Origin of the sequence: Mycobacterium sp. NPDC049093, assembly GCF_040704635.1 — a bacterium.
Taxonomy (GTDB): Bacteria; Actinomycetota; Actinomycetes; order Mycobacteriales; family Mycobacteriaceae; genus Mycobacterium.
Genome location: NZ_JBEZJS010000002.1, coordinates 106,694 through 132,945, shown reverse-complemented (window position 1 = coordinate 132,945; position 26,252 = coordinate 106,694). Strand labels below are relative to the sequence as shown.

23 protein-coding genes are annotated in these 26,252 nt (G+C 65.3%); 12 read left to right on the top strand and 11 right to left on the bottom strand.

Features of this window, described 5'->3' with window-relative positions:
* Positions 1–46 precede the first annotated feature (46 nt).
* The 6 genes from AB0876_RS06180 to AB0876_RS06155 all read left to right on the top strand — a co-directional run bounded on the left by AB0876_RS06180 (position 47) and on the right by AB0876_RS06155 (position 8,429).
* Positions 47–1,513 carry a DUF3375 family protein gene (locus AB0876_RS06180; RefSeq protein ID WP_526041500.1) on the top strand — a complete coding sequence of 489 codons (1,467 nt, stop codon included), beginning with the start codon at positions 47–49 and terminating at the stop codon, positions 1,511–1,513.
* Positions 1,510–2,265 (top strand): DUF4194 domain-containing protein, encoded by a 756-nt coding sequence (locus AB0876_RS06175; RefSeq protein WP_491837134.1) that lies wholly within the window; start codon positions 1,510–1,512, stop codon positions 2,263–2,265. The genes AB0876_RS06180 and AB0876_RS06175 overlap by 4 nt, the downstream gene beginning before the upstream one ends.
* Positions 2,258–5,620, top strand: a complete 3,363-nt coding sequence (locus AB0876_RS06170) for an ATP-binding protein (RefSeq protein WP_491837133.1) — start codon at positions 2,258–2,260, stop codon at positions 5,618–5,620. The genes AB0876_RS06175 and AB0876_RS06170 overlap by 8 nt, the downstream gene beginning before the upstream one ends.
* A gap of 135 nt (positions 5,621–5,755) precedes the next feature.
* Positions 5,756–6,055, top strand: coding sequence for a type VII secretion target (locus AB0876_RS06165; protein WP_526041499.1), 300 nt, complete (start codon positions 5,756–5,758; stop codon positions 6,053–6,055).
* Complete coding sequence (locus AB0876_RS06160; RefSeq protein WP_526041498.1) at positions 6,052–7,887, top strand: alpha/beta hydrolase; 1,836 nt, start codon at positions 6,052–6,054, stop codon at positions 7,885–7,887. The genes AB0876_RS06165 and AB0876_RS06160 overlap by 4 nt, the downstream gene beginning before the upstream one ends.
* A gap of 95 nt (positions 7,888–7,982) precedes the next feature.
* On the top strand, positions 7,983–8,429 hold the full coding sequence (locus tag AB0876_RS06155; protein ID WP_491837130.1) for a lipoprotein LppJ family protein: 447 nt from the start codon (positions 7,983–7,985) through the stop codon (positions 8,427–8,429).
* 18 nt (positions 8,430–8,447) lie between these two features.
* On the opposite strand, the gene AB0876_RS06150 is transcribed toward AB0876_RS06155, so the two are convergent.
* Entirely contained in the window at positions 8,448–9,263 is an 816-nt protein-coding gene (locus AB0876_RS06150; protein ID WP_491837149.1) for a MaoC/PaaZ C-terminal domain-containing protein, read from the bottom strand.
* Positions 9,264–9,274: 11 nt separating this feature from the next.
* On the bottom strand, positions 9,275–10,627 hold the full coding sequence (locus AB0876_RS06145) for a 3-oxoacyl-ACP reductase (protein ID WP_526041497.1): 1,353 nt from the start codon (positions 10,625–10,627) through the stop codon (positions 9,275–9,277).
* 109 nt (positions 10,628–10,736) lie between these two features.
* On the opposite strand from AB0876_RS06145, the gene AB0876_RS06140 reads away from it, so the two are divergent.
* The 3 genes from AB0876_RS06140 (at position 10,737) to AB0876_RS06130 (ending at position 14,363) form a co-directional block, all read left to right on the top strand.
* Positions 10,737–12,038 (top strand): acetyl-CoA C-acetyltransferase, encoded by a 1,302-nt coding sequence (locus tag AB0876_RS06140; protein ID WP_526041912.1) that lies wholly within the window; start codon positions 10,737–10,739, stop codon positions 12,036–12,038.
* 378 nt (positions 12,039–12,416) lie between these two features.
* Positions 12,417–13,328 (top strand): TIGR03564 family F420-dependent LLM class oxidoreductase, encoded by a 912-nt coding sequence (locus tag AB0876_RS06135; protein ID WP_491837128.1) that lies wholly within the window; start codon positions 12,417–12,419, stop codon positions 13,326–13,328.
* A 105-nt stretch (positions 13,329–13,433) separates the two neighbouring features.
* Positions 13,434–14,363: an aromatic alcohol reductase gene (locus AB0876_RS06130; protein WP_526041496.1), complete on the top strand. Its 930-nt coding sequence runs from the start codon at positions 13,434–13,436 to the stop codon at positions 14,361–14,363.
* Positions 14,364–14,373: 10 nt separating this feature from the next.
* Here AB0876_RS06130 and AB0876_RS06125 read toward each other — a convergent pair whose 3' ends face one another.
* Both AB0876_RS06125 and AB0876_RS06120 read right to left on the bottom strand, forming a co-directional pair.
* Positions 14,374–17,211 carry an MMPL/RND family transporter gene (locus AB0876_RS06125; protein WP_526041911.1) on the bottom strand — a complete coding sequence of 946 codons (2,838 nt, stop codon included), beginning with the start codon at positions 17,209–17,211 and terminating at the stop codon, positions 14,374–14,376.
* Positions 17,212–17,267: 56 nt separating this feature from the next.
* Complete coding sequence (locus AB0876_RS06120; RefSeq protein ID WP_526041495.1) at positions 17,268–17,714, bottom strand: MmpS family transport accessory protein; 447 nt, start codon at positions 17,712–17,714, stop codon at positions 17,268–17,270.
* Positions 17,715–17,851: 137 nt separating this feature from the next.
* Here AB0876_RS06120 and AB0876_RS06115 point away from each other — a divergent pair, with 137 nt between their 5' ends.
* Positions 17,852–18,478 carry a TetR/AcrR family transcriptional regulator gene (locus AB0876_RS06115; RefSeq protein ID WP_526041494.1) on the top strand — a complete coding sequence of 209 codons (627 nt, stop codon included), beginning with the start codon at positions 17,852–17,854 and terminating at the stop codon, positions 18,476–18,478.
* Positions 18,479–18,505: 27 nt separating this feature from the next.
* On the opposite strand, the gene AB0876_RS06110 is transcribed toward AB0876_RS06115, so the two are convergent.
* The 3 genes from AB0876_RS06110 to AB0876_RS06100 form a co-directional block, all read right to left on the bottom strand.
* Positions 18,506–20,032 carry an NAD(P)H-binding protein gene (locus AB0876_RS06110; RefSeq protein ID WP_526041493.1) on the bottom strand — a complete coding sequence of 509 codons (1,527 nt, stop codon included), beginning with the start codon at positions 20,030–20,032 and terminating at the stop codon, positions 18,506–18,508.
* A 230-nt stretch (positions 20,033–20,262) separates the two neighbouring features.
* Positions 20,263–20,556 (bottom strand): DUF3618 domain-containing protein, encoded by a 294-nt coding sequence (locus AB0876_RS06105; protein ID WP_526041492.1) that lies wholly within the window; start codon positions 20,554–20,556, stop codon positions 20,263–20,265.
* Complete coding sequence (locus AB0876_RS06100; protein WP_491837121.1) at positions 20,543–20,953, bottom strand: phage holin family protein; 411 nt, start codon at positions 20,951–20,953, stop codon at positions 20,543–20,545. Before AB0876_RS06100 ends, AB0876_RS06105 begins: the two co-directional genes overlap by 14 nt.
* Before the next feature lie 166 nt (positions 20,954–21,119).
* Here AB0876_RS06100 and AB0876_RS06095 point away from each other — a divergent pair, with 166 nt between their 5' ends.
* Positions 21,120–21,392 (top strand): DUF4235 domain-containing protein, encoded by a 273-nt coding sequence (locus AB0876_RS06095; protein WP_526041491.1) that lies wholly within the window; start codon positions 21,120–21,122, stop codon positions 21,390–21,392.
* Positions 21,393–21,402: 10 nt separating this feature from the next.
* Here the strand turns inward: AB0876_RS06095 and AB0876_RS06090 are convergent, their stop codons facing one another.
* From AB0876_RS06090 to AB0876_RS06075, 4 genes are all read right to left on the bottom strand, one after another.
* Positions 21,403–21,678 carry a hypothetical protein gene (locus tag AB0876_RS06090; protein WP_491837119.1) on the bottom strand — a complete coding sequence of 92 codons (276 nt, stop codon included), beginning with the start codon at positions 21,676–21,678 and terminating at the stop codon, positions 21,403–21,405.
* Positions 21,675–22,166, bottom strand: a complete 492-nt coding sequence (locus tag AB0876_RS06085) for a hypothetical protein (protein ID WP_526041490.1) — start codon at positions 22,164–22,166, stop codon at positions 21,675–21,677. The genes AB0876_RS06090 and AB0876_RS06085 overlap by 4 nt, the downstream gene beginning before the upstream one ends.
* A 110-nt stretch (positions 22,167–22,276) precedes the next feature.
* Positions 22,277–22,918 carry a DUF1361 domain-containing protein gene (locus tag AB0876_RS06080; protein WP_055119693.1) on the bottom strand — a complete coding sequence of 214 codons (642 nt, stop codon included), beginning with the start codon at positions 22,916–22,918 and terminating at the stop codon, positions 22,277–22,279.
* Positions 22,919–23,061: 143 nt separating this feature from the next.
* Positions 23,062–24,900, bottom strand: coding sequence for an acyl-CoA dehydrogenase C-terminal domain-containing protein (locus AB0876_RS06075; RefSeq protein ID WP_448444851.1), 1,839 nt, complete (start codon positions 24,898–24,900; stop codon positions 23,062–23,064).
* 234 nt (positions 24,901–25,134) lie between these two features.
* Between AB0876_RS06075 and AB0876_RS06070 the strand changes: the two genes are divergently transcribed.
* Positions 25,135–26,214: an NAD(P)H-dependent amine dehydrogenase family protein gene (locus tag AB0876_RS06070; RefSeq protein WP_526041489.1), complete on the top strand. Its 1,080-nt coding sequence runs from the start codon at positions 25,135–25,137 to the stop codon at positions 26,212–26,214.
* The last annotated feature ends 38 nt before the right edge of the window (positions 26,215–26,252 follow it).

The following is a 26,252-nucleotide window of genomic DNA, read 5'->3' as shown; positions in this document are numbered from 1 at the left end:
CCGCCTAGAGTGGTGCGAATGTTCATCGCGACCGAGGAGCCCGGGAATGCCTGACGCAGGCACCGGCGGCTCGTCGCTGGACCAGCTCTACCAGCTCCATCGCGAGGTGGCCGATTCACGCTCGTTGCGGCTCCTGGTGACGAACAACCTGCCCACCTACCTGACGCTGATGGAACGCCACCTCGACCGGGGCGCCAAGCTCACCGAGACGGACCTGGTGGTCCGGCTGGAACGCGACCTCGCCGACCTCGGCTCCGAAACGGACCAGTCGGCTCTGGCGCTGATCAAGCACTGGGCGAGCCAGGGCTGGCTGCACCGGATCACCGAACAGTCCGGCGACACCGAACGCAATGTCTGCTACCTCACCTACGAGGCGCGGGCCGTGCTGGATTTCGCCCGCCGCATGCGCCGCGAGGACACCGTCGCCACCGGCGGTTCGATCACCGGCATCGCTGCCGGTCTGCGCCGCGTTGCCGGCCAGGTCAGCAACGACCCCGATCGCATCCGCGCCGACATCGAAGCCGAAATCGCCAAGCTGCGTGATGAATTGGATGCCCTCGAGCAGGGCCAGCGGCCTGAACCCGATCTGGTCGACGTCGAAGATGAGGCACGCGCCATCGCCTTGCAGATGGAGCAGATCGTCTCCGACATCGGGCAGTACGGCGCCATGCTGAACCGCATCACCACCCGACTGCTGGATGCCTCCGCCGATACCGATCTCGGTTACCGGGAGCGTCAGCGCCAGTTGTTCGACGATTACGAGTCGCTGTTCGCCTCGCGTGAGAGTGCGTCCTACAGCGCCTTCACCCGGATGATCCAGGACCCCGAGCAGCGGGCTGCGCTGGTGGCCGACATCGAGGCGGTGACCCGTGAGCTGCCGCACCTGGACCCGGACCTGCGTGAGGTGATGACAGGATTCTTCGGCCTGGTGTCGGCGCAGACGGCCGAGGTGGGCCGCACCCGCCAGCGCTGCGCCCGCCGGATCAAACGATTCGTCGCGTCCGGCACGTTGGAACACAGCCGCGGCGTGACCCGTCAGCTCAACGACGCCCTGGCCAGCGCGCAGGAACTGCTCAGCGTTTCGCTCGCCGACAGCCGCATCGGCGTCGAGGTCCCGCTGGTCCGAACGGACTTCAATTCGATTGGCGCCGTGGCGTTCAAGATCCGTGACGCCCTCCCGCCGTCGCAGGCCGAGCCATCGCACGGTGAGGTGAACTTGTCGGCCTTCTCGGCGCTGGCCTCCCAGGTGGACGCCGCTGAGCTCGCCGAGTTGATCAACGGTGCGGTGGCGAACGGCCCGTTGTCGCTGCCCGACGCGATCGGCATGCTGGACGCGGCGTACCTGGGACACGTGATCGTGCTGTGGTCCTGGGCACTCAAGCAAAACCCTTCCGACAGTGCCGAAACCGTCCGGGTGCGGTTCCGGTCTCTAGAGGGCGCCGACCGCGAAATCGAAATCCCCCGACTGGTTTTCAACGAACCGATCCCTACTGCCAGCGAGAGCATGCTATGACCGACACCCCGGAGACGTCGCCCGTCAAAGACGGCGTCATCGATTTCGATGCCCTGCCGAGCATCGACGCCGTCGAACGGTCCACCGATCAGCGGCGCGCGCCCCGCTTCGACGGGGATGTCAGCGAACTGCCCGACCGCGCCTGTTGGGCGCTTCAGCACCTGCTCTCGCGCCGTTACGTCAGCAAGGACAACCACTCGGAGCTGTGGGCGTGGGTGACCCGGTACCGTGCCGAACTCACCGTGCGACTGTCGGAACTCGATATGCGGCTGTGTATCTCGGACGATCACGACATCGCCTACGTCGAGCAGGCCGACTACGAATCGCAGTGGCGGCGCCGGCTGCTGCGCCGCGAGACCCTCAACACCTATGATTCGATCCTGGCCCTGCACCTGGCCAAGCTCATGCGCGCGGCGGCCCGCGACGAGAACGTACTGATCAGCCGCGACGAGATCCACGAGCTGTTCGCCGGGGTGAACAACGACACCGACCGCGACACCGCCTCGTTCGACAAGCGGATCGACAACGCGATCGAGCGGCTCACCGACATCGAGATGCTCGTGCGCAACCGGGAGGACGAGGACAGTTTCACCATCAGCCCGGTCGTCAACGCCATCATGACGGCCTCGATGATCACCGAGTTGCAGCAGCAGTTCGAGCAGCTCAAGCGGGCCGCGAACGGCACCGTCGATGATTCCGGCGACACAGACGTATCCGAACGGCTCGAAGACGAAGTGGACGCCCATGGCTGACCCGACCAACCAGTTCTCCCTGTCGCGCCTGCAGGTCATCAACTGGGGCGTGTTCGACGGGTATCACTCGATCCCGTTCAGCCGACACGGCACCCTGATCACCGGATCCTCGGGCAGCGGTAAATCCTCACTGCTGGATGCGATTTCGCTGGCCTTCCTGCCGTCGCACCGCCGCAACTTCAACGCCTCCGGCGACACCACCGCCGCGGGTTCGGGCACCGGCAAGCGCACGGTCGACAAGTACGTCCGCGGCGCGTGGGGAGAGCGGCGCGAAGGCACCAGCCGACAGATCATGTACCTACGCGGGACGGGGCCGGCCTGGTCCGCGGTCGCGGTCACCTACAGCGACCGCACCGGGCGTTCGGTCACCGGGTTGGTCCTTAAATGGCTGGCCGCCGAGAAGACCTCGGATCCGGGCAGCCGCTACTACCTGATCGACGCCGACCGCGACATCTTCGGCCTGTGCAACCGCTGGGCGTCCAACGGCTATGACGCCGCGGTGTTCCGGGACGACGGCTGGACCGGTGGCCGCAGCGAGAGTCAGTACCTGGCGCAGTTGTACTCCAGTATCGGTATCCGGGCCTCCGAAGCGGCTCAACAGCTTCTGGGTAAGGCCAAATCGCTGAAAAGCGTTGGTGGCCTTGAACAGTTCGTCCGCGAGTTCATGCTCGACGAGCCGGCCAGTCTCAGTGGTGTGGAGGAGGCGCTCGAGCAGATCAACCCGCTGGTCGAGGCCCGTGGTCTGCTCGACGTGGCCCGGCGAAAGCGCAACACGCTCGGCAACATCGCTGCGGTACAAGCGCGTTATGCCGAGGAGGCCGCCAAGTTCGGGGTGATCGACACCGTCGACAACGCCATGATCCGCGATTACGTAGACCATGTGCGGCTGGCCCAGGCCGGCCCGGAGATCGCCAACCTCGACGATCAGATCACCCAGCTCGGCGCCCAGCGCGACGAGTTCGGTACCCAGCAGCGTCAGCTCAAGAACGAGCACAACTCGCTGATGGCCCAGATCAACACCGTCACTGTGGATCTGGTGCCGCTGCAGCAGCGCCTGACCGAGGCCGAGCGGGTCAGCGAGGAGGTGTCGCGCCGGCGCAGCGGCTACGAGGACAAGGTCACCGCACTGGGGTTGACCCCGCCGGACAACGGCGAGGAATTCTGGTCGCTGCGTGAGACTTTGATGGAGGAAGCCGACCGGCTGCATCGCGAGCTGTTCACCGGCAATCAGCCCTATGTCGAGGCTTCGGCGAAGGAAGTCCGGGCTCGTGAGGCACGCGAGAGCGTGGAGGCCGAGCTGGAGCGGGTGCAGCGGCTGGGTTCCCCGCTGCCCAGGACCGAGTATGAGATGCGGGCCCGGATTGCCCGGGCGCTCGACATCTCTGAACGCGATCTGGTGTACGTGGCAGAGCTGATGGAGCTCAAGCCGGATGAGTCGCGGTGGCGGCTGGCGGTCGAAAAGGTGTTGCGCGGGGCCGGATTGCGCTTGCTGGTCCCCGACGCCCACATGGAACGGGCGCTGCGTTTCGTCAACGAGAACGACATGCGCGGCCGGATCCAGCTGCAGCACGTCCAGCACGGTTCGCAGTTGCGGACTCCGCCTCCGGGCACGCTGGCCACCAAGCTTCAACTGGCCGACCCGACGCACGACAGTGCCGTGGAGGCGCTCAACGTGATCGCCGCGGTGGGTGATTACGTGTGCGTCGACGGGCCCGGGGAGTTCACCGAGCAGTCCCGCGCGGTGACCGACCAGGGACTGCGCAAGGACAGTGGCCGGCTCTCCATCAAGGACGACCGGTCACGGCTGCGCCCATCGGATTACATCTTCCTCGGCGGAACAGCGGCCAAAGTCGAAGCGTTGCAGGATGATCTGACCGCCGCCCAGGACGTGTACCAGGTGGCGCGCACGGCCCGTGAGCGGCTGGACGAGCACCGCGGCCAGCTGCAGTCCCGGGAACGGGCCTGCCGGGCGCTGTGTGACCAGTACATGCAGTGGAGCGACATCGACACCGATTCGGTGGACGAGATGCTGGAGCGACTGCAGGGTGAGCACGATCTGCTGGTATCCGACAATCCCGATGCCGAACGGCTGCAACAGCGGGCCGACGATTGCTGGGAGCGCGTCGAGAAGGTCATCCAACAGATCGGCTCACTCAACGAACGTGAGACCACCCTGGACCGCAGGCGGACCGCGCTGCTGGAGCTGAGCGAGGTCTTGACCGAGCGGCTCGGGGCCGGCGAATTCCCGTCACATGCCCGGGACACGATCGACGGCTATGCCGCCGACATCGCGCTGAGCCTGGAGTTGCTCGAACCCGAGCTCTACCGGAACGAACTGGTTCGCGTCATCAGCCGTGAACGCGACCGCTTGCGGGCGGACCGCAACCGGTCTCACGACGAGTTGGCCGGCATCATGGCCGCCTACGACAGCTCGTTCCCCGATGCGATTCCCAACGACAGCGATGTGTTCGACGAGCGGGTGCACGACTACGTGGCGTTGTGCCGTCGTATCGACGAGCGTGAGCTGCCCGACGCCTACGAGCGCATGCAGCGGCTGATCACCGAGCAGGCGCCGGGCGCGATCCTGAACCTGCACATGATCGCCGACAACGAGGCTCGGCGGATCACCGAGCAGATCGCCCGCGTCAACACCGGCCTGGGCGCGGTGGAGTTCAACCGTGGCACCCGGTTGACGCTGCATGCCGGTACCCGACATCTGGCCGCCGTCGACGAACTCAACGAGAAGGCCCAGCGCATCTCCTCGCGGGTGTCCCTGGTGAGCTTCGGCGACGAGACCGCGATGTTCGAGCAGTACACCGACATCCTGCAACTGCGAAAGTTGTTGGCGGGTAACACTCCCGAGGATCGTCAGTGGACCCGCGATGCACTCGACGTGCGTAACCGGTTCGTGCTGTACTGCGAGGAGCGCGACGCCGAGACCGGCGAGGTCATCCGGACCTACAGCAACTCCGGCGACAACTCCGGCGGTGAGCAGGAGAAGCTCATGGCGTTCTGTCTGGCCGGGGCCCTGAGCTTCAACCTGGCCAGCCCGGACAGCGACGACACCCGGCCGCTGTTCGCCCAGCTCATGCTGGACGAGGCGTTCTCCAAGTCGGACCCGCAGTTCGCGCAGCAGGCGCTGTCGGCGTTCCGCAAGTTCGGCTTCCAGTTGGTGATCGTGTCGACCGTGCAGAACAGCACGACCATTCAGCCCTACATCGACAACGTGGTGATGGTGTCCAAGTCGGACGCGTCGGCGCCCAATGCCCGGCCGGTCGCTTCGGTCACGTCGGCGTCGATCTCCGAGTTCGCCGATCTGCGGCGCACTTCGGGGGACGCGGTACCGAGCACATAGCTCGAGCGGCTGAGTGTGCGTTCAAGACGGCGCCATACCTTTGCCAGCGGGGTTAGATGGGACGAAGTTGTCGGAAGTATGACCGGTCTGAAATTGCTGCCTGAACTGTCGTAATGGTGCCCTTATCCTTGACGGATGACGCCAACTTTGCGAGTGAACGCGCCCATCTTGCGCGACGCTGCCGCGGGGGAGAAGTCGGTAGCCACCGCCGCGTCGAACACCGGGGCCGCCGGGGCGCTGGGTGATGCGGCGGCCGGCATGGCGGGATTGCGCACCGCGGGCGGCTGCCAATCGGCCCAGACGGTGTTGGATGCGGCCAACCAGTCGGTGAGCACGGCGCTGAACGGTCATTCGGAGAAGCTCGAGGCGGCGGCCCAGCAGTATGAGGCCACTGACGCCACATTCGGTCGTCGATTGCAGCAGTTCAGTCGATGACGGTCACCGTCCCGCAGGTGGAGGCCTCGCAACCGGATGCGCTGACCCGTGCTGCCGCTCAGATGGAGGCGGCCGCGGCGGCCTACCAGACCCAGATCGAACGGCAGGAGGCCAATCTGGCCAAGCTGAAGTCGGGATGGCAGGGCACGGCTTCGGATGCGGCAATTGCCGACGCGCAGAAGACCCTTGAGCAGATGCAGCGCGTGCACGACGCCATGGTGCGGGTGCAAGCTCCTCTGCAGGCCGGCGGCACGCAGTTGACCCAGATCAGATCGTCGGTGTTGCAGACGGTGGCGCAGTTGGAGGGTCAGGGTTGGCAGGTTGCTCCGGACGGCACGGTCTCGGTGCGGCCGGGCAGTGCGCTGGATTTCTATGCGCGGTTCAGCCCGGTCAATGCCTTGATGGTCCGCATGCTGGCGGTTCGCAACACTGCCGCGGTGAAGAAGTTGCTGGCCCAATTCGACGCGGCCGATCAACATACCGACGAGGCGGTGCGGCAGGCGGTGGCCGGCTTGACCGACACCCCGGGCAGTGGGCCCGGCGGCGGCACGCCCACCCCTGGTGACAAGGCCGAGCCCCAAATCCCCGACACCAAGGATCCCCACGCGATCCATGATTGGTGGCTTTCCCTGACCCCGGAGCAGAAGGCGCAGATGCTCCGCGATCACCCGGACAAGATCGGGAACCTCAACGGCATCCCGACCGGCGTGCAGAGCCAGGCCAATCTGACGATCCAGAAACAGGATCTGGCCCGGGTCAACTCTGCGGCTGAGGCGCACCATGTCAGCGTCGACGAGGTGCGCGCGCACCCGGAGAAATACGGTCTGACCGCCACCGACATCACGCGGTATCACAATGCGGTCGAGGTGCAGAAGGCGCTGGACCGTTATGGCCGCGACGCCAAGGACAGTAACGGCCGGACCCCGGAGATCTTTTTGAAGAAGTACGACCCGGAGGCGTTCGGCGGCAAGGGCGCGGCGGCGATCGCGATCGGTAACCCCGACACAGCCAACAACACCACCGTGAAGGTCTCCGGTCTCACCACCTCGGTGAGGGGAGGGTCGTTGGACAACCCGGATCCGGTCAACCTGTACAACGAGACCAGCATGGCCGACCCGGGCAAGTCGAACGCGGTGGTGATGTGGATGGGCTATGACGCGCCGGACGACCAGGCGGTCGCGGTGCCGAACATGGCCCGCCACGGTGCTGAACTGTTGGCTGCCGACGTCAATGCACTGGACGCCACCCACTTGGGTTCCAGCCACCTGACTGTGATCGGTCATTCCTACGGCTCGACCACGGTGGCCGATGCGGCTGCCGGGTACGGTATGCGCGCCGACGACATTGTGTTGATCGGCAGCCCCGGCACCGACCTGGCGAAATCGGCGGCCGATTTCCATTTGCCTCCTGACGGGCATCTGTACGTCGGGGCGGCCAGCACCGATCCGGTTACCTACCTCGGTCGTGAGCACCTCAGCGGGCCCGGCTTGGGCCTGGGCGCTGATCCGTCGATCGATGGGTTCGGATCGACCCGATTCGACGCCGAATCGTCGTTGCGTGACTACCGCACCGATCACAGCAGGTACTTTGAGCAGGGCTCGGAGTCGTTGTACAACATGGCCGACATTGCCTCGGGTCACGCTGATCGGCTGCAACAGAATGGGATGACCGCCGAACATCGCTCGGATCACTGGTATGCCAAAGTTCCGGTGGTGATACCAACCCCGTTGGGCCCCATCCCGGTGCCCGGCACATCGATCACCATTCCAGGTGTCGACCAGGCCTTCGACCCGGAGGCGGATCGACGCGCTCAGGACAATCACCGGCATTAGGAACCGAGGGAGGAGCATGAGGATTGGGTACACGCTGGAGACACGCGATCGGAGCATTGGTGTTGGCCGGGGTGACGGTCGGGTGTGGTGACGGGGTGACTGATCCGATGTCGCCGGAGCAGGCTCGCGCGCAAGTGATGGATGCCGCCAAGGAAATGGTTCGCGATCTCGGTCTGCGGGGCAACCTGGTGGAGACGGTCTTCAGCTACGAATCGTGTACCGATGACAACAAGGGCCCGTTCCGGGGCAAGCTGATGATGCAGTTCTGGATGCCGGGGGCCGATCGGTCCCATCCGGTGGACCCGGCCGGCGTCTACACCCTGTTACAGCAGCATGGATGGCAAAGCGACCCGGACTTTCATTCTCACTCAGTGGCTATGAAGAAGGACGAAGTGGTGGCTGACGTGATTTTGTACCCAGCTGATCCGCCGCCGGTTGCTCACGGTCGTGTGGAGTTGCGCGGTCAGTGCCGGGACACCTATGACCACTCAAAGGATCCGTTCGACCGCGGCGACGTCACGGCTGAGCTGGAATCGCAATAGCCTCTGGCTATTTCGCCGTCAGAGGGGCTGCACCGTCGCACTCAGGTGCGGGTAGCCCTTGGACAGGTTGCGCAGGGTCAACTCCCAGCCGTCGGCGTCGCGCTCGACGTAGAGCCCGGCCTTGGCTGGCAGCACTACGGGCTTGGCGAACCGCACCGAATACTTGACCGCATCGGGTAGCTGCCCCTCGATGTTCGCCAGTACCGCTGCCGCACTGAACATGCCGTGTGCGATGACGGTGGGGAAACCGAACAGCTTGGCGGCGATCGCGTTGGTGTGGATGGGGTTGTGGTCCCCGCCGATCGACGCGTAGTTCCGGATCTGGCCCGCGGTGATGTTCAGAACCGCGTTGGGCGGCGGCAGCTTCGGCTGCTTCTGCGGTTCCGGTTTGGGTTCCCCGGACAGGCTGGTCTTCTGCTGGTGCAGGAACGTCGTCACCTGGTGCCACGCCGTGTCGTTGCCGACCTTGAGCTCGGTGACGATGTCGACGAGCAGGCCCTTGCGGTGCTCACGCAGGTTCTCCGCGTGCACGGCCGCGCTGACGGTATCGGTCACCTTGATCGGCTTGTACTGCGTGATGTGGTTCTCGATGTGCACCGAACCCATTGCGGCGAACGGGAAATCGAATCCGGTGACCAGTGACATCACCGTCGGGAAGGTCAGTGCGAACGGGTAGGTCAGCGGCAGGGTGTCACCGAACCGCAGTCCCGTCACCTGGGCATAGGCGGCCACGTTGGCCGGGTCGATAGGCAGGTTCTCGACCGTGATGGTGTGGGCCGGCAGGCTCTCGGAGCGGGGGATGAACGGCAGGGCGCCGACGACGGCGCGCAGCATGTTGTTCACTTCTAGGCTCCCAGCATGGCCTGGCCACAGACCCGGATCGTGTTGCCGGTGACCGCATTCGACGCCGGGCTGGCGAAGTAGGCGATCAATTCGGCCACGTCCACCGGCTTGCCGCCCTGGAACAGGGAGTTCAGCCGGCGGCCCACCTCACGGGTGGCCAGCGGGATGGCGTCGGTCATCTTGGTCTCGATGAACCCGGGAGCGACGGCGTTGATGGTGATGCCCTTTTCGGCCAGCACCGGTGCCAGCGCCTCGGTCAGCCCGATCATGCCGGCCTTGGTGGTGGCGTAGTTGGTCTGGCCGCGGTTGCCGGCGATGCCGGCCATGGAGGACAGGCCGATCACCCGGCCGCCCTCGCCGAGTGCACCGGCTTCCACCAGACCCTCGGTGAGCCGCTGCGGGGCAAGGAGATTCACCGCGATCACGGAATCCCAGCGGCTTTCGTCCATGTTGGCCAGGAGCTTGTCGCGGGTGATGCCGGCGTTGTTGACCAGGACGTCGACCGTGCCGCCGTGTTGCGCGGTGACGTGGGCGACGATGGCCTCGACTGCGTCATCCGAGGTGACGTCCAGCGTCAGGGCGCTGCCGCCGACCTTCTCGGCGACCTTGCCCAGATCTTCGGCGGCCTGGGGAACGTCCACTGCGACGACGGTCGCGCCGTCACGCGCGAACACCTCGGCGATGGTTGCGCCGATGCCGCGGGCCGCGCCGGTCACCACGGCGACCTTGCCGGCCAGTGGCTTGTCCCAATCGGCGGGCGCGGTCGAGTCGGCGGCGCCGACGCGGTAGACCTGCCCGTCGACGTAAGCCGACTTGGCCGACAGGATGAAGCGCAGGGTGGACTCCAGGCCGGTTGCGGCGGGCTTGGCGTCGGCGGCCAGATAGACGAGCGACGCGGTGGCGCCGCGCTGCAGCTCCTTGCCCAGCGAGCGGGTGAAGCCCTCCAGGGAGCGCTGGACGATCTGGGCGTGGACGCTGCCCGCCTCGTCCGGCGTGGTGCCGATGACGACCACACGGGCGCACGACGCGAGGTTGCGCAGCACCGGGGTGAAGAACTGGTAGAGCTCCTTGAGCGCCGCGGCGTCGGCGATGCCGGTGGCGTCGAGCACCACGCCGCCGAACGAATCGGCCCAGCGGCCGCCGATGTTGTTGGACACGACGTCGTAGTCGCCGGCCAGTGCGGCGCGCAGAGGTTCGACGACGCGGCCTTCCCCGCCGATCAGCAGGGACCCGTTCAAGGGAGGCTGCCCGGGGCGGTAGCGGCGCAGGGTCTCGGGCTGCGGCACGCCCAGCTGCTTGGCCAGGAACGATCCCGGTCCGGAGTTGACCACTTGGGAGAACAGGTCGGAAGCCACTTCAGCTGCCTTTCGCTTCGCAGTACTGCGTTGTCAATACCGAACTTACTCCAGAGTAAGAACAGTGGGTAATATGGCCCCGGACAACCCGACAGTGGAGGGCAAACAGATGGCCAACAACACGACCAGGCGACGCGTTGCCGTTTTGGGTGGCAACAGAATTCCGTTCGCGCGGTCCGACGGCGCCTATGCCAACGCCTCCAACCAGGACATGTTCATCGCCGCGCTGGACGGGCTGATCGAGCGGTTCGATCTGGCTGGTGAGCGGCTCGGTGCGGTGATCGGCGGCGCGGTGCTCAAGCACAGCCGTGACTTCAACCTGATGCGCGAATGCGTGCTGGGCAGCGCTCTGTCGCCCTACACGCCGGCCTTCGACCTGCAGCAGGCCTGCGGTACCGGCCTGCAGTCCGCGATCGTTGCCGCCAACGCCATTGCGCTTGGGCAATACGAGTCCGCGGCCACCGGTGGCGTGGACACCGCGTCGGACGCCCCGATCGCGTTCGGCAACGACCTGCGGCAGGTCCTGCTGGGCCTGCGCCGGGCGAAGTCCAACGTGGACCGGCTCAAGCTGGTCGGCAAGCTGCCGGCCGCACTGGGCGTCGAGATCCCGGTCAACAGCGAGCCCCGCACCGGCATGTCGATGGGCGAGCACGCCGCGGTCACCGCCAAGAAGATGGGCATCAAGCGCGTCGACCAGGATGAACTGGCCGCCGCCAGCCACCGCAACATGGCCGCCGCCTACGACCGTGGCTTCTTCGACGACCTGGTCACCCCGTTCCTCGGGCTGTACCGCGACAACAATCTGCGGGCCGATTCCTCTGTAGAAAAGTTGGCGAAGCTGCGACCCGTGTTCGGCGTCAAGGCCGGCGACGCGACCATGACCGCGGGCAACTCGACCCCGCTGACCGACGGGGCCTCGGTGGCGCTGCTGGCCAGCGAGGACTGGGCCCAGGCGCACGGCCACGAGCCGCTGGCCTACTTCGTCGACGGCGAAACCGCGGCGGTCGACTACGTCAACGGACCCGACGGGCTGCTGATGGCACCGACCTACGCCGTGCCGCGGCTGCTCGCCCGCAACGGGTTGACCCTGCAGGACTTCGATTTCTACGAGATCCACGAGGCGTTCGCCTCGGTGGTGCTGGCCACGCTGGCGGCCTGGGACTCCGACGAGTACTGCAAGGAGCGCCTCGGTCTGGACAAGGCGCTGGGCAGCATCGACCGCACCAAGCTCAACGTCAACGGTTCCTCGTTGGCAGCGGGTCACCCGTTCGCGGCCACCGGTGGCCGCATCGTGGCCCAACTGGCCAAGCAACTGGCCGAGAAGAAGAAGCAGACGGGCAAGCCGGTGCGCGGCCTGATCTCCGTCTGCGCGGCCGGGGGACAGGGCGTCACCGCCATCCTGGAGGCGTGACCTCCGGAAACGCCCAGGCCGAAAACATCCGAAAAGTTTCTTTCGGGGATGTGTAACGGCCGCGGCATAGAGGTCGATACATGGGTAGCTCCGTGTTGCCGTCTGACCCCCCGACCCGACGGCAACACGGGGCGACCTAGCTTCAAATTCTCGGCAAATTCGGCCGTACTTTTCTCTGGTTTGAGGGGTATCCGAGGCGTACGATCGAGCCTACGACGGGTTCGGGAGTGACTGATCCAAAGAGTCGGTACAGGGGTGAAAGACCGGCTGCGTGAGACGAATTGAAACGCCCCCAGGTGTCCTCCCGAACCCGCCCTTTCTGTTTTGAGCCCCGCCTCTTCTGGCCCATACAGCCCGTCCTCCGCATAGCGTGGTGCCATGCAGACCAGCCTCATCGCCTCGCTCAGTGAAACCGGTGGCCGCTCCCCGATCGACGCCACAGTAGAGAATCTCGCGCAATTGCACGACGAGGGATTCCGGCGGGTCTGGATGACCCAGATGCCCTACGAACCGGACTTGCTGACCGTGCTCGCTGTGGCCTTCCGCGAGGTCGACGGGATCGAGGTGGGCACCGGCGTCATCCCGATCCAGAATCAGCACCCGATGCTGCTGGCGCAGCGTGCGCTCACTCTCAGCCTGATCAGCGGCGGCCGGTTCCTGCTCGGCCTCGGCATGACACATGCCGCGGTGACGGAGGGGATGTGGGGCATTCCGTGGGACAAGCCGGTGCGTCGGCTCCGTGAGTATCTGGACGGGCTACAGCCGCTGTTGGCCGGCGAACCCGCCGACGCACCGGGCGAGACGGTGACCACGCGCGGCGCGCTACAGATCCCGGGGGCGACGGCACCCGATGTGTACATCGCCGCGTTGGGGCCACAACTGCTCAAGCTCGCGGGCCGTCGCACCGCAGGCACCGTCACCTGGATGACCGGGCCGACCACACTGGCCGAACACGTGTCACCGACACTGCGCGAGGCGGCCGGGGACCGCCCGGTCCGCGTCGTCGCGGCACTGCCGGTCAGCGTCACCGACGACGTCGACGGCGCCCGCGCCCAGGCCGCCAAACAGTTCGCGATGTACGGGCACCTGCCGTCGTACCGCGCCATGCTCGACCGCGAGGGCTACGCCGGTCCCGAGGACGCTGCCATCATCGGCGACGAAAGCACTGTGGCGGAACGCATTCGGGCACTCGGAACGATCGGCGTCGACGAATATGTCGGGGTGGTGTTCGACGCATCCCCCGAAACCCGGGCCCGCACCAGGGCGCTGCTGCGCTCGCTCGACAGCTGACGGGGATGATTGTCGCCGATCTGGCGGTTGCAGTCCGTGCCGGTGACCGCACGTGGATGTCGTCGCCAGGCACAGCTTGACGCATCGCCAGAAACGGAGACCGCATTGCCTTCACCAGCGGCGGAGAATCTGAGCATTCTTGTCATCGGGGCAGGAGAACTCGGCGCCAGCGTGTTGTTCGCCCTCGCCCATCACGGCGCACGCCATCCAGACGCAAACCTCGCGGTACTGCTGCGGCCGCCGGCGGCAGGTGCCGACGCGAACAGCGATGCGCGCCGCAGGGAGTTGACTCAGGCGGGTATCACCATCGAACATGCCGACGTCTCGACGGCGTCGGTGGCAGAGCTTGCGGCCGTGATGGGGCGCTACCACACGGTCATCAGCTGCGTCGGTTTCGCGGGCGGGCCGGGCACACAGCGCAAACTCGCTCGATCGGCGCTCGCGGCCGGCGTATCCCGGTACTTCCCATGGCAATTCGGCGTCGATTACGACGAGATAGGCCGCGGTAGCGCGCAGCCGCTGTTCGACGAGCAGCTCGATGTGCGCGACCTGTTGCGCAACCAGGACGCCACGGAGTGGGCCATCGTTTCCACCGGCATGTTCACCAGCTTCCTGTTCGAGCCCGAGTTCGGCGTCGTGGATCTGCCTGCGAATACCGTGCATGCGCTGGGAAGTTGGGACAACCAAGTCACCCTAACCACCCCCGAAGACATCGGGGCACTCACCGCCGACATCGTCTTCGCCGAACCGCGACTTCGCGACACCGTTGTCTACCTCGCCGGGGACACCATCAGCTACCGCGAACTCGCCGATATCGTCGACCGGCTCCGTGGGACCGCGGTGACCCGCACGTTGTGGACCAACGACTTCCTGGCCGAGCAATTGCGGCAGCATCCCGAGGACACGATGAGCAGGTACCGGGCGGTGTTCGCCCGCACCGACGGTGTTGCCTGGCCGAAAGATCAGTCGTACAACGCCGTTCGCGGCATCGCTACCACGACGGCCGAGGAATGGGCGCAGGCGAACCTGTCCTGAGACCGGGCGGCTAAGTGGATGTGGTGGGCTCGGTCTCCGGCTCGAGCAGTTTGCGAACCGAGGTGCGGGATCCGTACGGGCGCAGCATGCGGCTGGCCGGCCGGGGCCGCACGATCTGGGGCCACCAGAACCACCGGCCGAGCAATGCCGCGATGGACGGCGTCATGAACGACCGCGCGATCAAGGTGTCGAAGAGCAGACCGAGGCCGATGGTGGTACCGATCTGCCCGAGCACGATCAGGTCGCTGAAGATGAACGAGGACATGGTGGCGGCGAACACCAGGCCGGCCGCGGTCACCACCCGGCCGGTCCCGGCCATGGCGCGGATGACGCCGGTCTTGAGCCCGGCCCCGATCTCTTCCTGGAAGCGGGATATCAGTAGCAGGTTGTAGTCCGCTCCGACCGCCAGCAGCAGGATGATGGCCAGGGCCAACACGATCCAGTACAGCTGGATGCCGAAGATGTACTGCCACACCAGGACTGACAGACCGAACGATGCACCCAACGACAGCACGACCGTGCCGACGATGACCAGCGCGGCGACCAGGCTGCGGGTGATGAACATCATGATGAGCAGGATGAGGCTGATGGCCGCCAATGCGGCGATGAGCAGGTCGTACTTGGCGCCGTCCTGAATGTCCTTGTACGCAGAGGCGGTTCCGGCCACGTAGATCTTGGCGTCTGACAGCGGCGTCGCCTTGATCGCATCGAACGCCGAGTCCTTGAGTGCATCGATGTGCGAAATGCCCTCGGGTGTGGCGGGAGTGCCCTCATGAGTGATGATCATGCGGGCGGCCTTGCCATCGGGTGACATGAACAGTTTCAGGCCACGTTTGAAGTCGGGGTTGTCGAAGGCTTCCGGCGGCAGATAGAACGAGTCGTCATTCTTCGCGGAGTCGAAGGCCTGTCCCATCGCGGTCGAATTCTCGAGCGCTTCCTGGGACTGCGAGTTGGTCCCGGCCGTGGTGGCGTAGTTGGACAGGGTCAGATCACGGTTGCGCTCCTGGATGGCGATCTGCGGCGGTAGCAGCGCCACGAGTTTCGGCTGGAGGGCATCGAGCTTGTCCAGGCTCGCAGTGATCTGACCGAACTGGTCGCTGAGCTTGTCGATCCCATCGAGCGCATCGAAGACGGACCTCAACGCCGCGCACATGGGGATGTCGAAACAGTGTGGTTCCCAGTAGAAGTAGTTGCGCAGGGGACGGAACTGGTCGTCGAAATTGGCGATCTTGTCGCGCAGATCGTTCACGATCGCGACGGTGTCGTGGAACGCCTGGGTCTGCTCATGGGTCGCGGCGGCACTGGCCTGCTGCAACGTGACCTGTTGCTTGAGGATGTTGATCGTGTTGGACAGCTCGTTGGCCTGCTTGAGCAGATCGGCGGCGCGGTCTTGCTGGTAACCCAGATTCATGATCTGGCTGGCACTTTGCGCGCTGATCTGAAATGGGATGGAGCTGTGCTTGATCGGTGTGCCCAGGGGGCGGGTGATCGACTGGACCAGGGCGATGCCGCGGGTGTGCAGAACGGCCTTGGCAACGCGTTCGAGCACCAGCATGTCCGCGGGATTGCGCATGTCGTGATCGGTTTCGATCATCAGCAGTTCGGGGTTCAGCCGGGCTTCCGAGAAGTGGCGGGTGGCGGCGGTGTAGCCGATGTTGGCCGGTGCCGATTCCGGTAGGTAGGGACGGCCGTCGTAGCTCGTCTTGTAGCCCGGCAGGGCGAGTAGGCCGACGAGCGCGATCAGACACGACACCACCAGGATGGGACCGGGCCACCGCACGATCGCGGTGCCGATGCGGCGCCAGCGTGGCGCCCGTGGGTTGCGTTTCGGCTCAAGGAGTCCGAATCGGCTCCCGATGGTCAGTACGGCCGGCCCGAGCGTCAGCGCGGCCACCAGCGTCACCAGCACGCCGATGGCGGCGGGCACGCCCAGGGTCTGGAAGTAGGGCAGCCGGGTGAAGTGCAGGCAGGCCACGGCCCCGGCGATGGTCAGTCCGGAGCCGACGATGACGTGTACGGTGCCACGAAACATGTCGTAGTACGCGGCTTCTCGGTCCATGCCACGGCTACGCGCTTCGTGATAACGGCCGACGATGAAGATGCCGTAGTCCGTTCCCGCGGCGATCGCCAACAGCGTCAGCAGGTTCGTCGAATAGGTGGACAGACCGATGACCCCGGAATGCGCGAGCGCGGCTACGATACCGCGCGCAGCCGACAGTTCGATGAGGACGGTGACGAGCATGAGGAGCATCGTGACGAGCGATCGGTAGACCACGAGCAGCATCACCGCGATGACCAAGAAGGTTATGCCGGTGACCTTTTCGGTGCCCTCGCTACCCACCTCGAAGTTGTCGGTGATGAGCGGCGCGGCGCCGGTGACGTAGGCCTTGACCCCGGGCGGGGGTGGGACGCTCGCCACGATCTCGCGGATGGCGTCGACGGATTGGTTGGACAACGCCTCACCCTGGTTGCCGGCCAGGTACACCTGCACCAGAGCGGCCTTGCCGTCCTTGCTCTGCGAGCCACCTGCGGTGAGCGGGTCTCCCCAGAAGTCCTGGATGTGCTCGACGTGGGTCGTGTCCTCGGCGAGCTTTTTCACCAGGGTGTCGTAGAAGCGGTGGGCATCATCACCGAGCGGCTGATCGCCTTCGAGCACGATCATGGCTGCGCTGTCGGAGTTGAACTCGTCGAAGACCTGGCCGATGTGGCGCATCGCCATGGTCGACGGCGCGTCGGGGGCGTTGAGCCCCACCGAACGTGCCGCGCCGACGACCTCCAGTTGTGGCACAAGGATGTTCGTCAGTGCGGCGATGGCCACCCACACCAGCACGATCGGCACGGCGAGCATGCGGATGGTCCGCGACGTCCTGGAGCGGACGTCTGCGCCTTCGGCGTGCTGCCCGCTCACGCCGACTTGTCCAAGCATGCGATGTAGCCGTTCACGTTATCGGTGGACCTTTCGTCCTTGACGACACCGTTGACGGTGATGCGGCAGCCGATGTACGCGCCGTCGCCTTGCGCCCGCAGGTCGGCGAACATGGTCGGGTCATCGGTGACCAGCGTCTGCGACCAGGGCAGCGTCACATCCTCGGCCCGCTGGGGTTGTGCGTCGATGTCCAGGTAATTGATGGTGGCCACCGAGCCCGGTGATCCGAACACTTCGAAGAGAACCCGTTTCGGGTTGTATCCGGTGTTCTCCAGGGCGTCGGCACTGGGACGTGACACCTCGTTGTCGGAACCGAATATTCCGTGTAGTCGGCTGACGGTGAAGGCGACCACCGCCACCACGAGCACGGCAACGATCACCGTCCATCGTCGCCGGACCAGGCCTCCTACCGAGATCCCCTGCATCTCAGAGCCTTTCGAGAACAAGCGCACAACTCGCCGTGAGGCGAGATTCCTCGGCCGTTCCAAGCACCTGAACGGTACCGTACGGTCCAGTCGGATGGAGGGCAAGGCCTACAGGCAAGTGGCCGCGGTTGCCCGCTATGGAAAGGTTTTCAGTGTCACCCGCTTCGACCGTCTCGTCGCATGACGTTTCACCGCCGGCCCCGGCAACACAGTGGACCGAGCGCGAATCGGAATTGTTGGCGGTCACCCTGCGTCTGTTGCAGCAGCACGGATACGACCGGCTGACCGTGGAAGCCGTGGCGACCGAAGCGAAGTCGAGCAAGGCCACCATCTACCGCCGGTGGCCCTCGAAGACCGAGCTGGTCCTGGCAGCGTTCATCGAGGGCACCCGGATCCAGTTGGTGCCGCCCCGCACGGGCGCGCTGCGGACCGACCTCCTGAGCATCGGCTCGTCGGTGTGTGCACAGGCACGCGAGCACGGCAGCACGATGAGCGCGATCATGTCCGAGGTAGCACACAGCCCGGAGTTGAGTGCGGCACTGCAGAATCAGTTCGTTCTGCAGCGCAAGATGCTGATGACCGAGGTGCTGACGGATGCGGTCAACCGGGGTGAGATCGACGCCGCGGCGGTGCACGACGAGTTGTGGGACGTGATGCCGGGATATCTGGTGTTCCGGTCCCTGATACCGGGACGCCCGCCGACCGAGGTGACGGTTCGCGCACTCGTCGACGATGTGTTGATGCCCAGTCTGACCCGCTTCTGAACTCTGTTACTTCGTTGACGCAGGAGGTCATGACTCGTCAACTTCCGCTGCCGAACTGCGGTTCATCGATCCGTTCTGGGCGGCGACGCCTATGTTGTTGATCATGCCTGTGAAGATGATGCCGTGGAACGGCAGGAGCGAGTACCAATAGGCTCGTCCAGCAAGACCTTTCGGAAAAAAGATGGCCCGCTGGTGCAGCCGGGTGGCGTGTTTGCCGCGGGGTTCGAGTCGCCATTCGAGCCAGGCATTGCCGGGCGTGCGCATCTCTGCACGCAACCTCAACAAGTGCGGCCGCTCGATGCGTTCGACACGCCAGAAGTCCAGGGCATCACCGGTGTGCAGGGAGTGAGGGTTGCGGCGACCGCGAGACAGACCGACGCCGCCGGCAAGTCGATCCAGCCATCCGCGAATGGTCCAGGCCAGTGGAAATGAGTACCAACCGTTTTCACCACCGACGCCCTCGACAACCTCCCACACATGCTCGATCGTTGCGTTGCAGTCGAGGCTGCGCTCATCTGTGTAGATCGCTTCGCCGGCCCAACTGGGATCAGAGGGCAGTGGGTCGGCGGGTGCGCTGGTGGGAGACGCGTTGGCCCACGTGGTCTCAACTTCACCGGTCTCGATGCGACGGAGTGCGAGTGCAACGGCGTCCCGATACCGGGTCGCCCCTGTCGGTGGCGGCGCGATGATCGAATCGATGTCGTGCTCATTGGCAACGGCGTCGGTGCTGAGCGATTCGATCAGGGCGCGCCCGATTTTCGGGGGCACAGGGGTGACCAGCCCGATCCACAGCCCGGCGAGTTTCGGTGTCAGAACGGGGAGTACGAGAATCCGTCGTCGGGCCAGGCCGGCGACATCGGCATAGATTTGCATCATTTCGCCGTACCGCAAGACGTCGGGGCCGCCGATGTCGTAGGCGCGGCTGTGTGGAAGTTCCGCGGTGGCGGCTTCCAACAGGTAGTACATGACATCACGAACCGCAATGGGCTGTATGCGGTTGTTGACCCAGCGCGGCGTGGTCATCACAGGCAGCCTGTTGGTCAGATGCCGGATCATCTCGAAAGACGCCGACCCGGAACCGATGACCACGCCTGCTTGCAGGACCAGCGTCGGAATACCCGAGTTCAGCAGTATCTCCCCAACCTGGCCGCGTGAGCGCAAATGCATCGAAAGTCGATCCGATTCCGGATGCAAGCCGCCGAGATAGACGATGCGTCGCACTCCGGCGCGGCGGGCGGCACTGACGAGGTTCTCGGCGCTGCGCCTCTCGGATTCGATGAACGCTCCACCGGCGTTCATCGAGTGCACGAGGTAGTAGACGACATCGATGTCGCGGCAGGCCTCGTCGAGCGTGTCCGGATCGGTGAGATCGCCGCGAACGACGTCCACGTCCGATGCCCAGGGCACATCGCTGATCTTGTCGGGGTTGCGGGCCATTGCCCGCACCCGGTGGCCGGCCTGTATCAACCGGGGAACCAGGCGGCCGCCGATGTATCCGGTCGCGCCGGTAACCAGAACACGCAAGGAGATGGCGGAGTGCGGCGGATTTGTCACGGGTTCTCCTCGCAAGGTGCCAGAGCCGGCCCGAAGCCGGCCGACGGAGGACGACCGATGGGTGGATTACTCGTCGCGACCGGGATGCCCACATGACAAACGAGGTAAACCCGTTGGCTGCCAGGGCACCTCAGCGCGATCATGTCCGAGGTGGCGCACAGCCCCGGAGTTGGGTGCGGCCCCGCAGAACCAGTTCGTGTTGCAGCGCAAGTAATTGATGGCCGATGCGGTCAGCGGCGGCGCCACCAGACCAGCAGACCGACTGCCGCAAGAACTGCGATCACAGCGGCGGCCGGCACCGCCGGCCTGGACCTTGCGGCTTCGGTTGCGGCGTGAGCCCGGTCGACGACGGCGTCCTTCGTCTCGGCGGCCTTGTCCTGCGCGCGACCCTTGACGTCGAGTTTGTCGGACAGCGCGGCCACTGTCTCGCCCAACTCACTGCGCGTCTTGTCGATGTCGGACTGCAGTTCATCGATTCCGGCGTCCGGCCCCGGTTCGGGCGGAAGGCGATCAGCGTCGGCCATGTCGTGCCTCCTTGAGTTCATCGAGATCCTGCTTGACGCTGTCTACTGACTCGGCGGCCGGCGGCGGAACTTGCTTCGCCTGGCTACGGCTGACGACTGCGGCCACTGCGGCACCGATGAACAGCACCGCGGCGACGATGGCCGCGGCGGCCCAGACCGGCAGGGCCAGCGCGATCGCCGCAACCGCGGCGGCAATGACCGTCATGAGGCCGAGCACCGTCAGCAGACCGGCGGCACTGATCAACCCCGCGCCGATTCCGGCGTGACGCGCGGATTCCTGAAACTCTCGCTGCGCCAACCGCAACTCGTCGCGAACCAGTCGTGTCGTCTGCTCCTGCAATTGGCCGAGGAGCTGAGCCGTCGACGCTTCGCTGATTGATTTTGATTCGGTAGTCATCGTTGGGCCTTCCCCATGCGTACTACTTCTTCCACAGCTGTGCCCGACGTGCGGCCGGGCGAAACCTCGAAAGGGCATCTGTGCCGTTAGAACTGTGCGGTTCGGGGTACCCGCACGTCAGCCCGAAAGCCGTCCTTTCGGGCTGGTGCCGACGCGAGGAGGAGCCGTGAGCCGACTCTCGAAGATGCTCTACATGCCGCTGTCCATGGCGACGAGTGTGGGCGGGGGCCTATTGGCCGGAGCGTTGTTCACCCAGATCTGGAAGCGCATCGATCAGCCGAATCTCGAACCGCCCGACCCCAAGGACCTCGAACGGTCCGGCGCCAAAGCCTTGACGGCGGCAGCGATTCAGGGATTGGTATTCGGCCTGGTCCGCGCCGCCGTCGACCGGGCAGGGGCCAAGAGCTATCGGGCGCTCGCCCAAGAGTCACCGGTCTGAGACGGACCGGCTACCCGGTCGGGTGGCTGACGATCTTCCGTAGTCGGGTTCCGGTCGGATAGGTGAGCACCATCGGCTCACCGGTGTCGCCCACCGGCTCAGACGTCAGGATCACCCTCGGTTGTTCACCCGTGGTGAGTTCGTTCCGCAGCTCGGCGTTCGCAACGCGGAAGACGTGAGTCCGCGGGTCGTCGTCACCGGACATCGCCAGGGTGTCTCCGACGCGGATATGTTCCACCGCGACGTCTTCCACGCTGTACCCGGCCGAGTCATTCTGCCCCGTCATTCGGACCAGGCTCGTCGGCTGGTTGCGCGGACGCGGCTGACGGCGACGTGGTGCGACCCGTCACAGTGCGCGACGGGGATGAGCGGGTCGATTCGACGGGCGTCGGCACGGTTGATATGTCGGCCGAGCGCACGCTGTTGCGACTTGGTCAGCGAGCGATCGCGGCGGGCCAGCAGCTCCAGTTGCTGCCAGCTCAGCCCGTCGAGTTCACCGTCGGTGTCGTGAGTGGCGACGACGACGCATCCGCGCAGCAGAGGAACCGTCTTGGGGGTGAAAGCTGTTGTGGCCAGGAGGAGTTCGGTTGCCTTACGGTTCACGTGACGCTGGCACGAGTGTGTCGACGGGCTGAACCAGAAGTCGAACTGCCGATCGGCGGAGGTCAGGCAGTGCAGCCCGTGGTCATGGACGAGTTGGTTGATATCGGCGGTGGTGTAGGCCCGGGTTTCATAGACGGCGCCATAGACGCTGAAATATAGGACGGTGTTCATGGTGGTGATCCATTCGCCTCTTTCTGTTTCAGTGCGGTCGCGGACCCGCGCCGCTGATACAGAAGTTACCCATGTGGCAAATGGGATAAACCGCGATAACGATCAGGACACTATCTGCGCACATTCAGTCCGTTGAGTGCCCAGATCGTCAGATAGGCCAACCCGAAGAACGCTGCAACAGCTATGGCCACGCCGGTCGACTGCACATAGGACAGCGGTGCGCGCATCCAGTCGAACGTCGCCGCGACCACCGCATCGGGCCGGGTCACCAGGTCCCAGGAGTTCCAGCGCTGGAACCGGCCGATCACCACGCCGACCGCGCACCCGGCAACGGACAGCACGACGGCCAGCCAACCCCAGAACGAGCCGAATTCGTCGTCCAGGCGCTGATGCACCAGCAACAGCGACACCACGCCCAGCAGCATCCCGGTCCACGCGGCGAATCCGTACTGCAGCACGTGACGCCACAGCTCGTAACCCTCGCCGAGGTGGACCAGATCGGTCACCAGATAGGGAGCGTTAGGCAGGAACGCCAACCAGCCCAGCCCCAGGGGCAGCAGCCACAGCCGGCGCTCGACCAGATCGAACGCGATCGCGAAAACCATCGGGATCCACGCCAGCACCAGGTTCCACACCAGGAACTTGGTGGGGTAGGACATCGGCGCGGCCGGATCGGTGATCCCGAGGGCCAGGGTGAGCGCGGTCGTCGCCATCAACGACATGACGAGCAGGATGCCGCGGGCTTCGGTCATGGGACCAGTTTGCCTGGTGCCGGTTGCCCGCCGAATGTTGGCTTGTGTTCCAGATTTTGGCGGAAGCTCGCACACGAGCCGACGTTGGACCGAGAAACAAAATCGCCCCCGGGGTGACCCGGGGGCGATTTCGTACGAGCTTCTTAGAACGCAGCCTCGTCGAGCTCCATCACCTCGTTGTCGAGGGTCTCGATGACCTGACGGGTGCTGGTCAGCAGCGGCAGCATGTTCTTGGCGAAGAACGATGCGGCGGCGATCTTGCCGTCCAGGTAGGTGCGCTCCTCGCCGGTGGCGCCGGCGTCGAGCTTCTCGATGGCCACTGCGGCCTGGCGGGCCAGCAGCCAGCCGAGCAGCAGGTCGCCGACCGACATCAGGAAGCGGACCGAACCCAGACCCACCTTGTAGATGCTTGCGGCATCTTCCTGGGCGGCCATCAGGTACCCGGTGAGGGTGGCGGCCATGCCCTGCACGTCCTCCAGCGCGGTGGCCAGGAGGGCACGCTCGGTCTTGAGACGGCCGTTGCCGGTCTCGTTCTTGATGAACTGCTCGATCTCGCCGGCCACGAATGCCAGCGCCTGGCCCTTGTCGCGGACGATCTTGCGGAAGAAGAAGTCCTGCGCCTGGATGGCGGTGGTGCCCTCGTAGAGCGAGTCGATCTTCGAGTCGCGGACGTACTGCTCGAGCGGGTAGTCCTGCAGGAAGCCGGAGCCACCGAAGGTCTGCAGCGACTCCTGGCCCAGCAGGACGAAGGCCCGTTCGGAGCCGCAGCCCTTGACGATCGGCAGCAGCAGGTCGTTGACCTTGTGGGCCAGCTCGGGCTCCACCCCGTGGACGGCCTTGGCAACGTCCTCGTCCTGGAAGGTCGCGGTGTAGAGGTAGACGGCGCGCATGCCCTCGGCGTAGGCCTTCTGGGTCATCAGGGACCGGCGCACGTCGGGGTGATGGGTGATGGTGACGCGCGGGGCGGCCTTGTCCATCATCTGGGTCAGGTCGGCACCCTGGACGCGCTCCTTGGCGTACTCGAGGGCGTTCAGGTAACCGGTCGACAGGGTTGCGATGGCCTTGGTGCCCACCATCATTCGGGCCTGCTCGATGACGTCGAACATCTGCGCGATGCCGTTGTGCACCTCGCCGACCAGCCAGCCCTTGGCGGGAACGCCGTGCTGACCGAAGGTCAGCTCACAGGTGGTGGAGACCTTCAAGCCCATCTTGTGCTCGACGTTGGTGACGAAGGCGCCGTTGCGCTCGCCCAGCTCACCGGTCTCGAAGTCGAAGAGGAACTTGGGTACGAAGAACAGCGACAGACCCTTGGTGCCCGGGCCGGCGCCCTCGGGGCGGGCCAGCACCAGGTGCATGATGTTCTCGAACATATCGTCGGAGTCGGCGGACGTGATGAACCGCTTCACGCCGTCGATGTGCCAGGAGCCATCCTCCTGCTGGACGGCCTTGGTGCGGCCGGCGCCCACGTCGGAACCGGCGTCGGGCTCGGTGAGCACCATGGTGGCGCCCCAGCCGCGCTCGGCGCCCAGCACTGCCCACTTCTTCTGCTCTTCAGTGGCGTTGTTGTAGAAGATCTCGCACATGCCCGCGCCCATCGCGTACATGTAGGCCGCGGGGTTGGCGCCGAGGATGTGCTCGATCAGCGCCCACTGCAGGGCACGCGGCACCGGCATACCGCCGAGTTCCTCGGAGAGGCCGACCTTGTCCCAGCCACCCTCGAGGAGGGCGCGCATCGACTTCTTGAACGACTCCGGCAGCGTGACGCTATGGGTCTTGGGATCGAAGACGGGAGGGTTGCGGTCGCCGTCGGCGAACGACTCGGCGATGGGTCCCTCGGCCAGTCGGGCGATCTCCGCGAGCATCTCGCGAGCCGAATCCTGATCGAGATCCGCAAACTTGCCGGTGCCGAACACCTTGTCGATGCCGAACACGTCGAACAGGTTAAAGACCTGGTCACGGACATTGCTCTTGTAGTGGCTCACTTTTCCTCCTTGTGGAATGCCACCTGAGGTTGGGTACTTTGGATAAGTTACCCACCAGTAACTGCGGCTAACTATACCGTTCGGTAACTTCAACGCAAAGAGACTCTGAGCAATTTCTGAAAGCTAACCAACCCAGTGGTTGATCGAGCCTTGTACCCCTTTCCGTAAACGGGCTTGACCAGCTGTTTTCGGATAATGTGAGGATAGTCACCAATGGTCCACTAAGGTGGCCCGATGCGTCGAATTGCGGTGTGGGGTACGGGCAACATGGGTGCGACGGCGATCAGGTCGGCCACGGGATTTCCGGGCCTCGAACTGACCGCGGTGATCACGTCCTCGCCCGACAAGGCCGGTCGCGACGCGGCGACGTTCGCCAAGCTCGACGCGCCCACCGGAGTCGAGGCCACCACCGATGTGGACGCGGCACTCGCCCAGTGCGATGCGGTGGCGTATATGTCTTCCGGCGACATCCGTCCCGAGGAGGCCCTTGCCGAGATCGAGCGGTGCCTCCGTGCAGGTAAGCAAGTGGTGACGCCGTCGCTGTACTCGCTCTACGACCCGGCCTCGGCTCCCGCCGAATGGGTCGAGCGGCTCACCGACGCCGCGGTGGCCGGCAACTCCGCGCTTCTGGTCAGTGGCGTGGATCCGGGCTGGGGTAACGATGCCCTGGCCGTGATCGCGGCGGGGTTGTGCACCCGGATCCGCACCATCCGGTGCCAGGAGATCTTCGACTACTCCACCTACAACCAGCCGCACTCGGTCCGGGTGCTCTGCGGTTTCGGTGGGTCGATGGACGAGACGCCGATGATGTTGCTGCCGTCCATCCCCACCATGGTGTGGGGCGGCAATGTCCGCTTGATCGGCCGCGGGCTCGGCCTGGAGATCGACGAGATCACCGAGACAGTCGAACGGCTGCCGCTGACCGAGGCTGTCGACAACGTCATGGGCCGGTTCGAGGCAGGCACCCAGGGCGCGTTCCGCCTGCAGGTCATCGGGTGGGCCAACGGGGTCGAGCGGGTCGTCATCGAGCACATCACCCGCATCGACCCGGCCTGTGCGCCGGACTGGCCGCAGCCCGACGAAGGGGTCGGCGATCACCGGGTGATCGTCGACGGCGATCCGCAGTTGAGCATCGTCGTGCGCGCCGATGTGCCGGGTGGCACCCGCGCCGACGGCGGCAACACCACCGCGGCCAACCGTCTGCTCGGCGCGATCGATTGGCTGGCTACCCAGAAGCCCGGTATCTACGACGGACTCGACGTGCCGTTGCACCCACCGCTGCCTGCCGAGATCGAAGCGACCCGCTGGGTCTGACTTTTTCGCCCAAAAAGGCCGAGTGGCCAGCTAGTGCA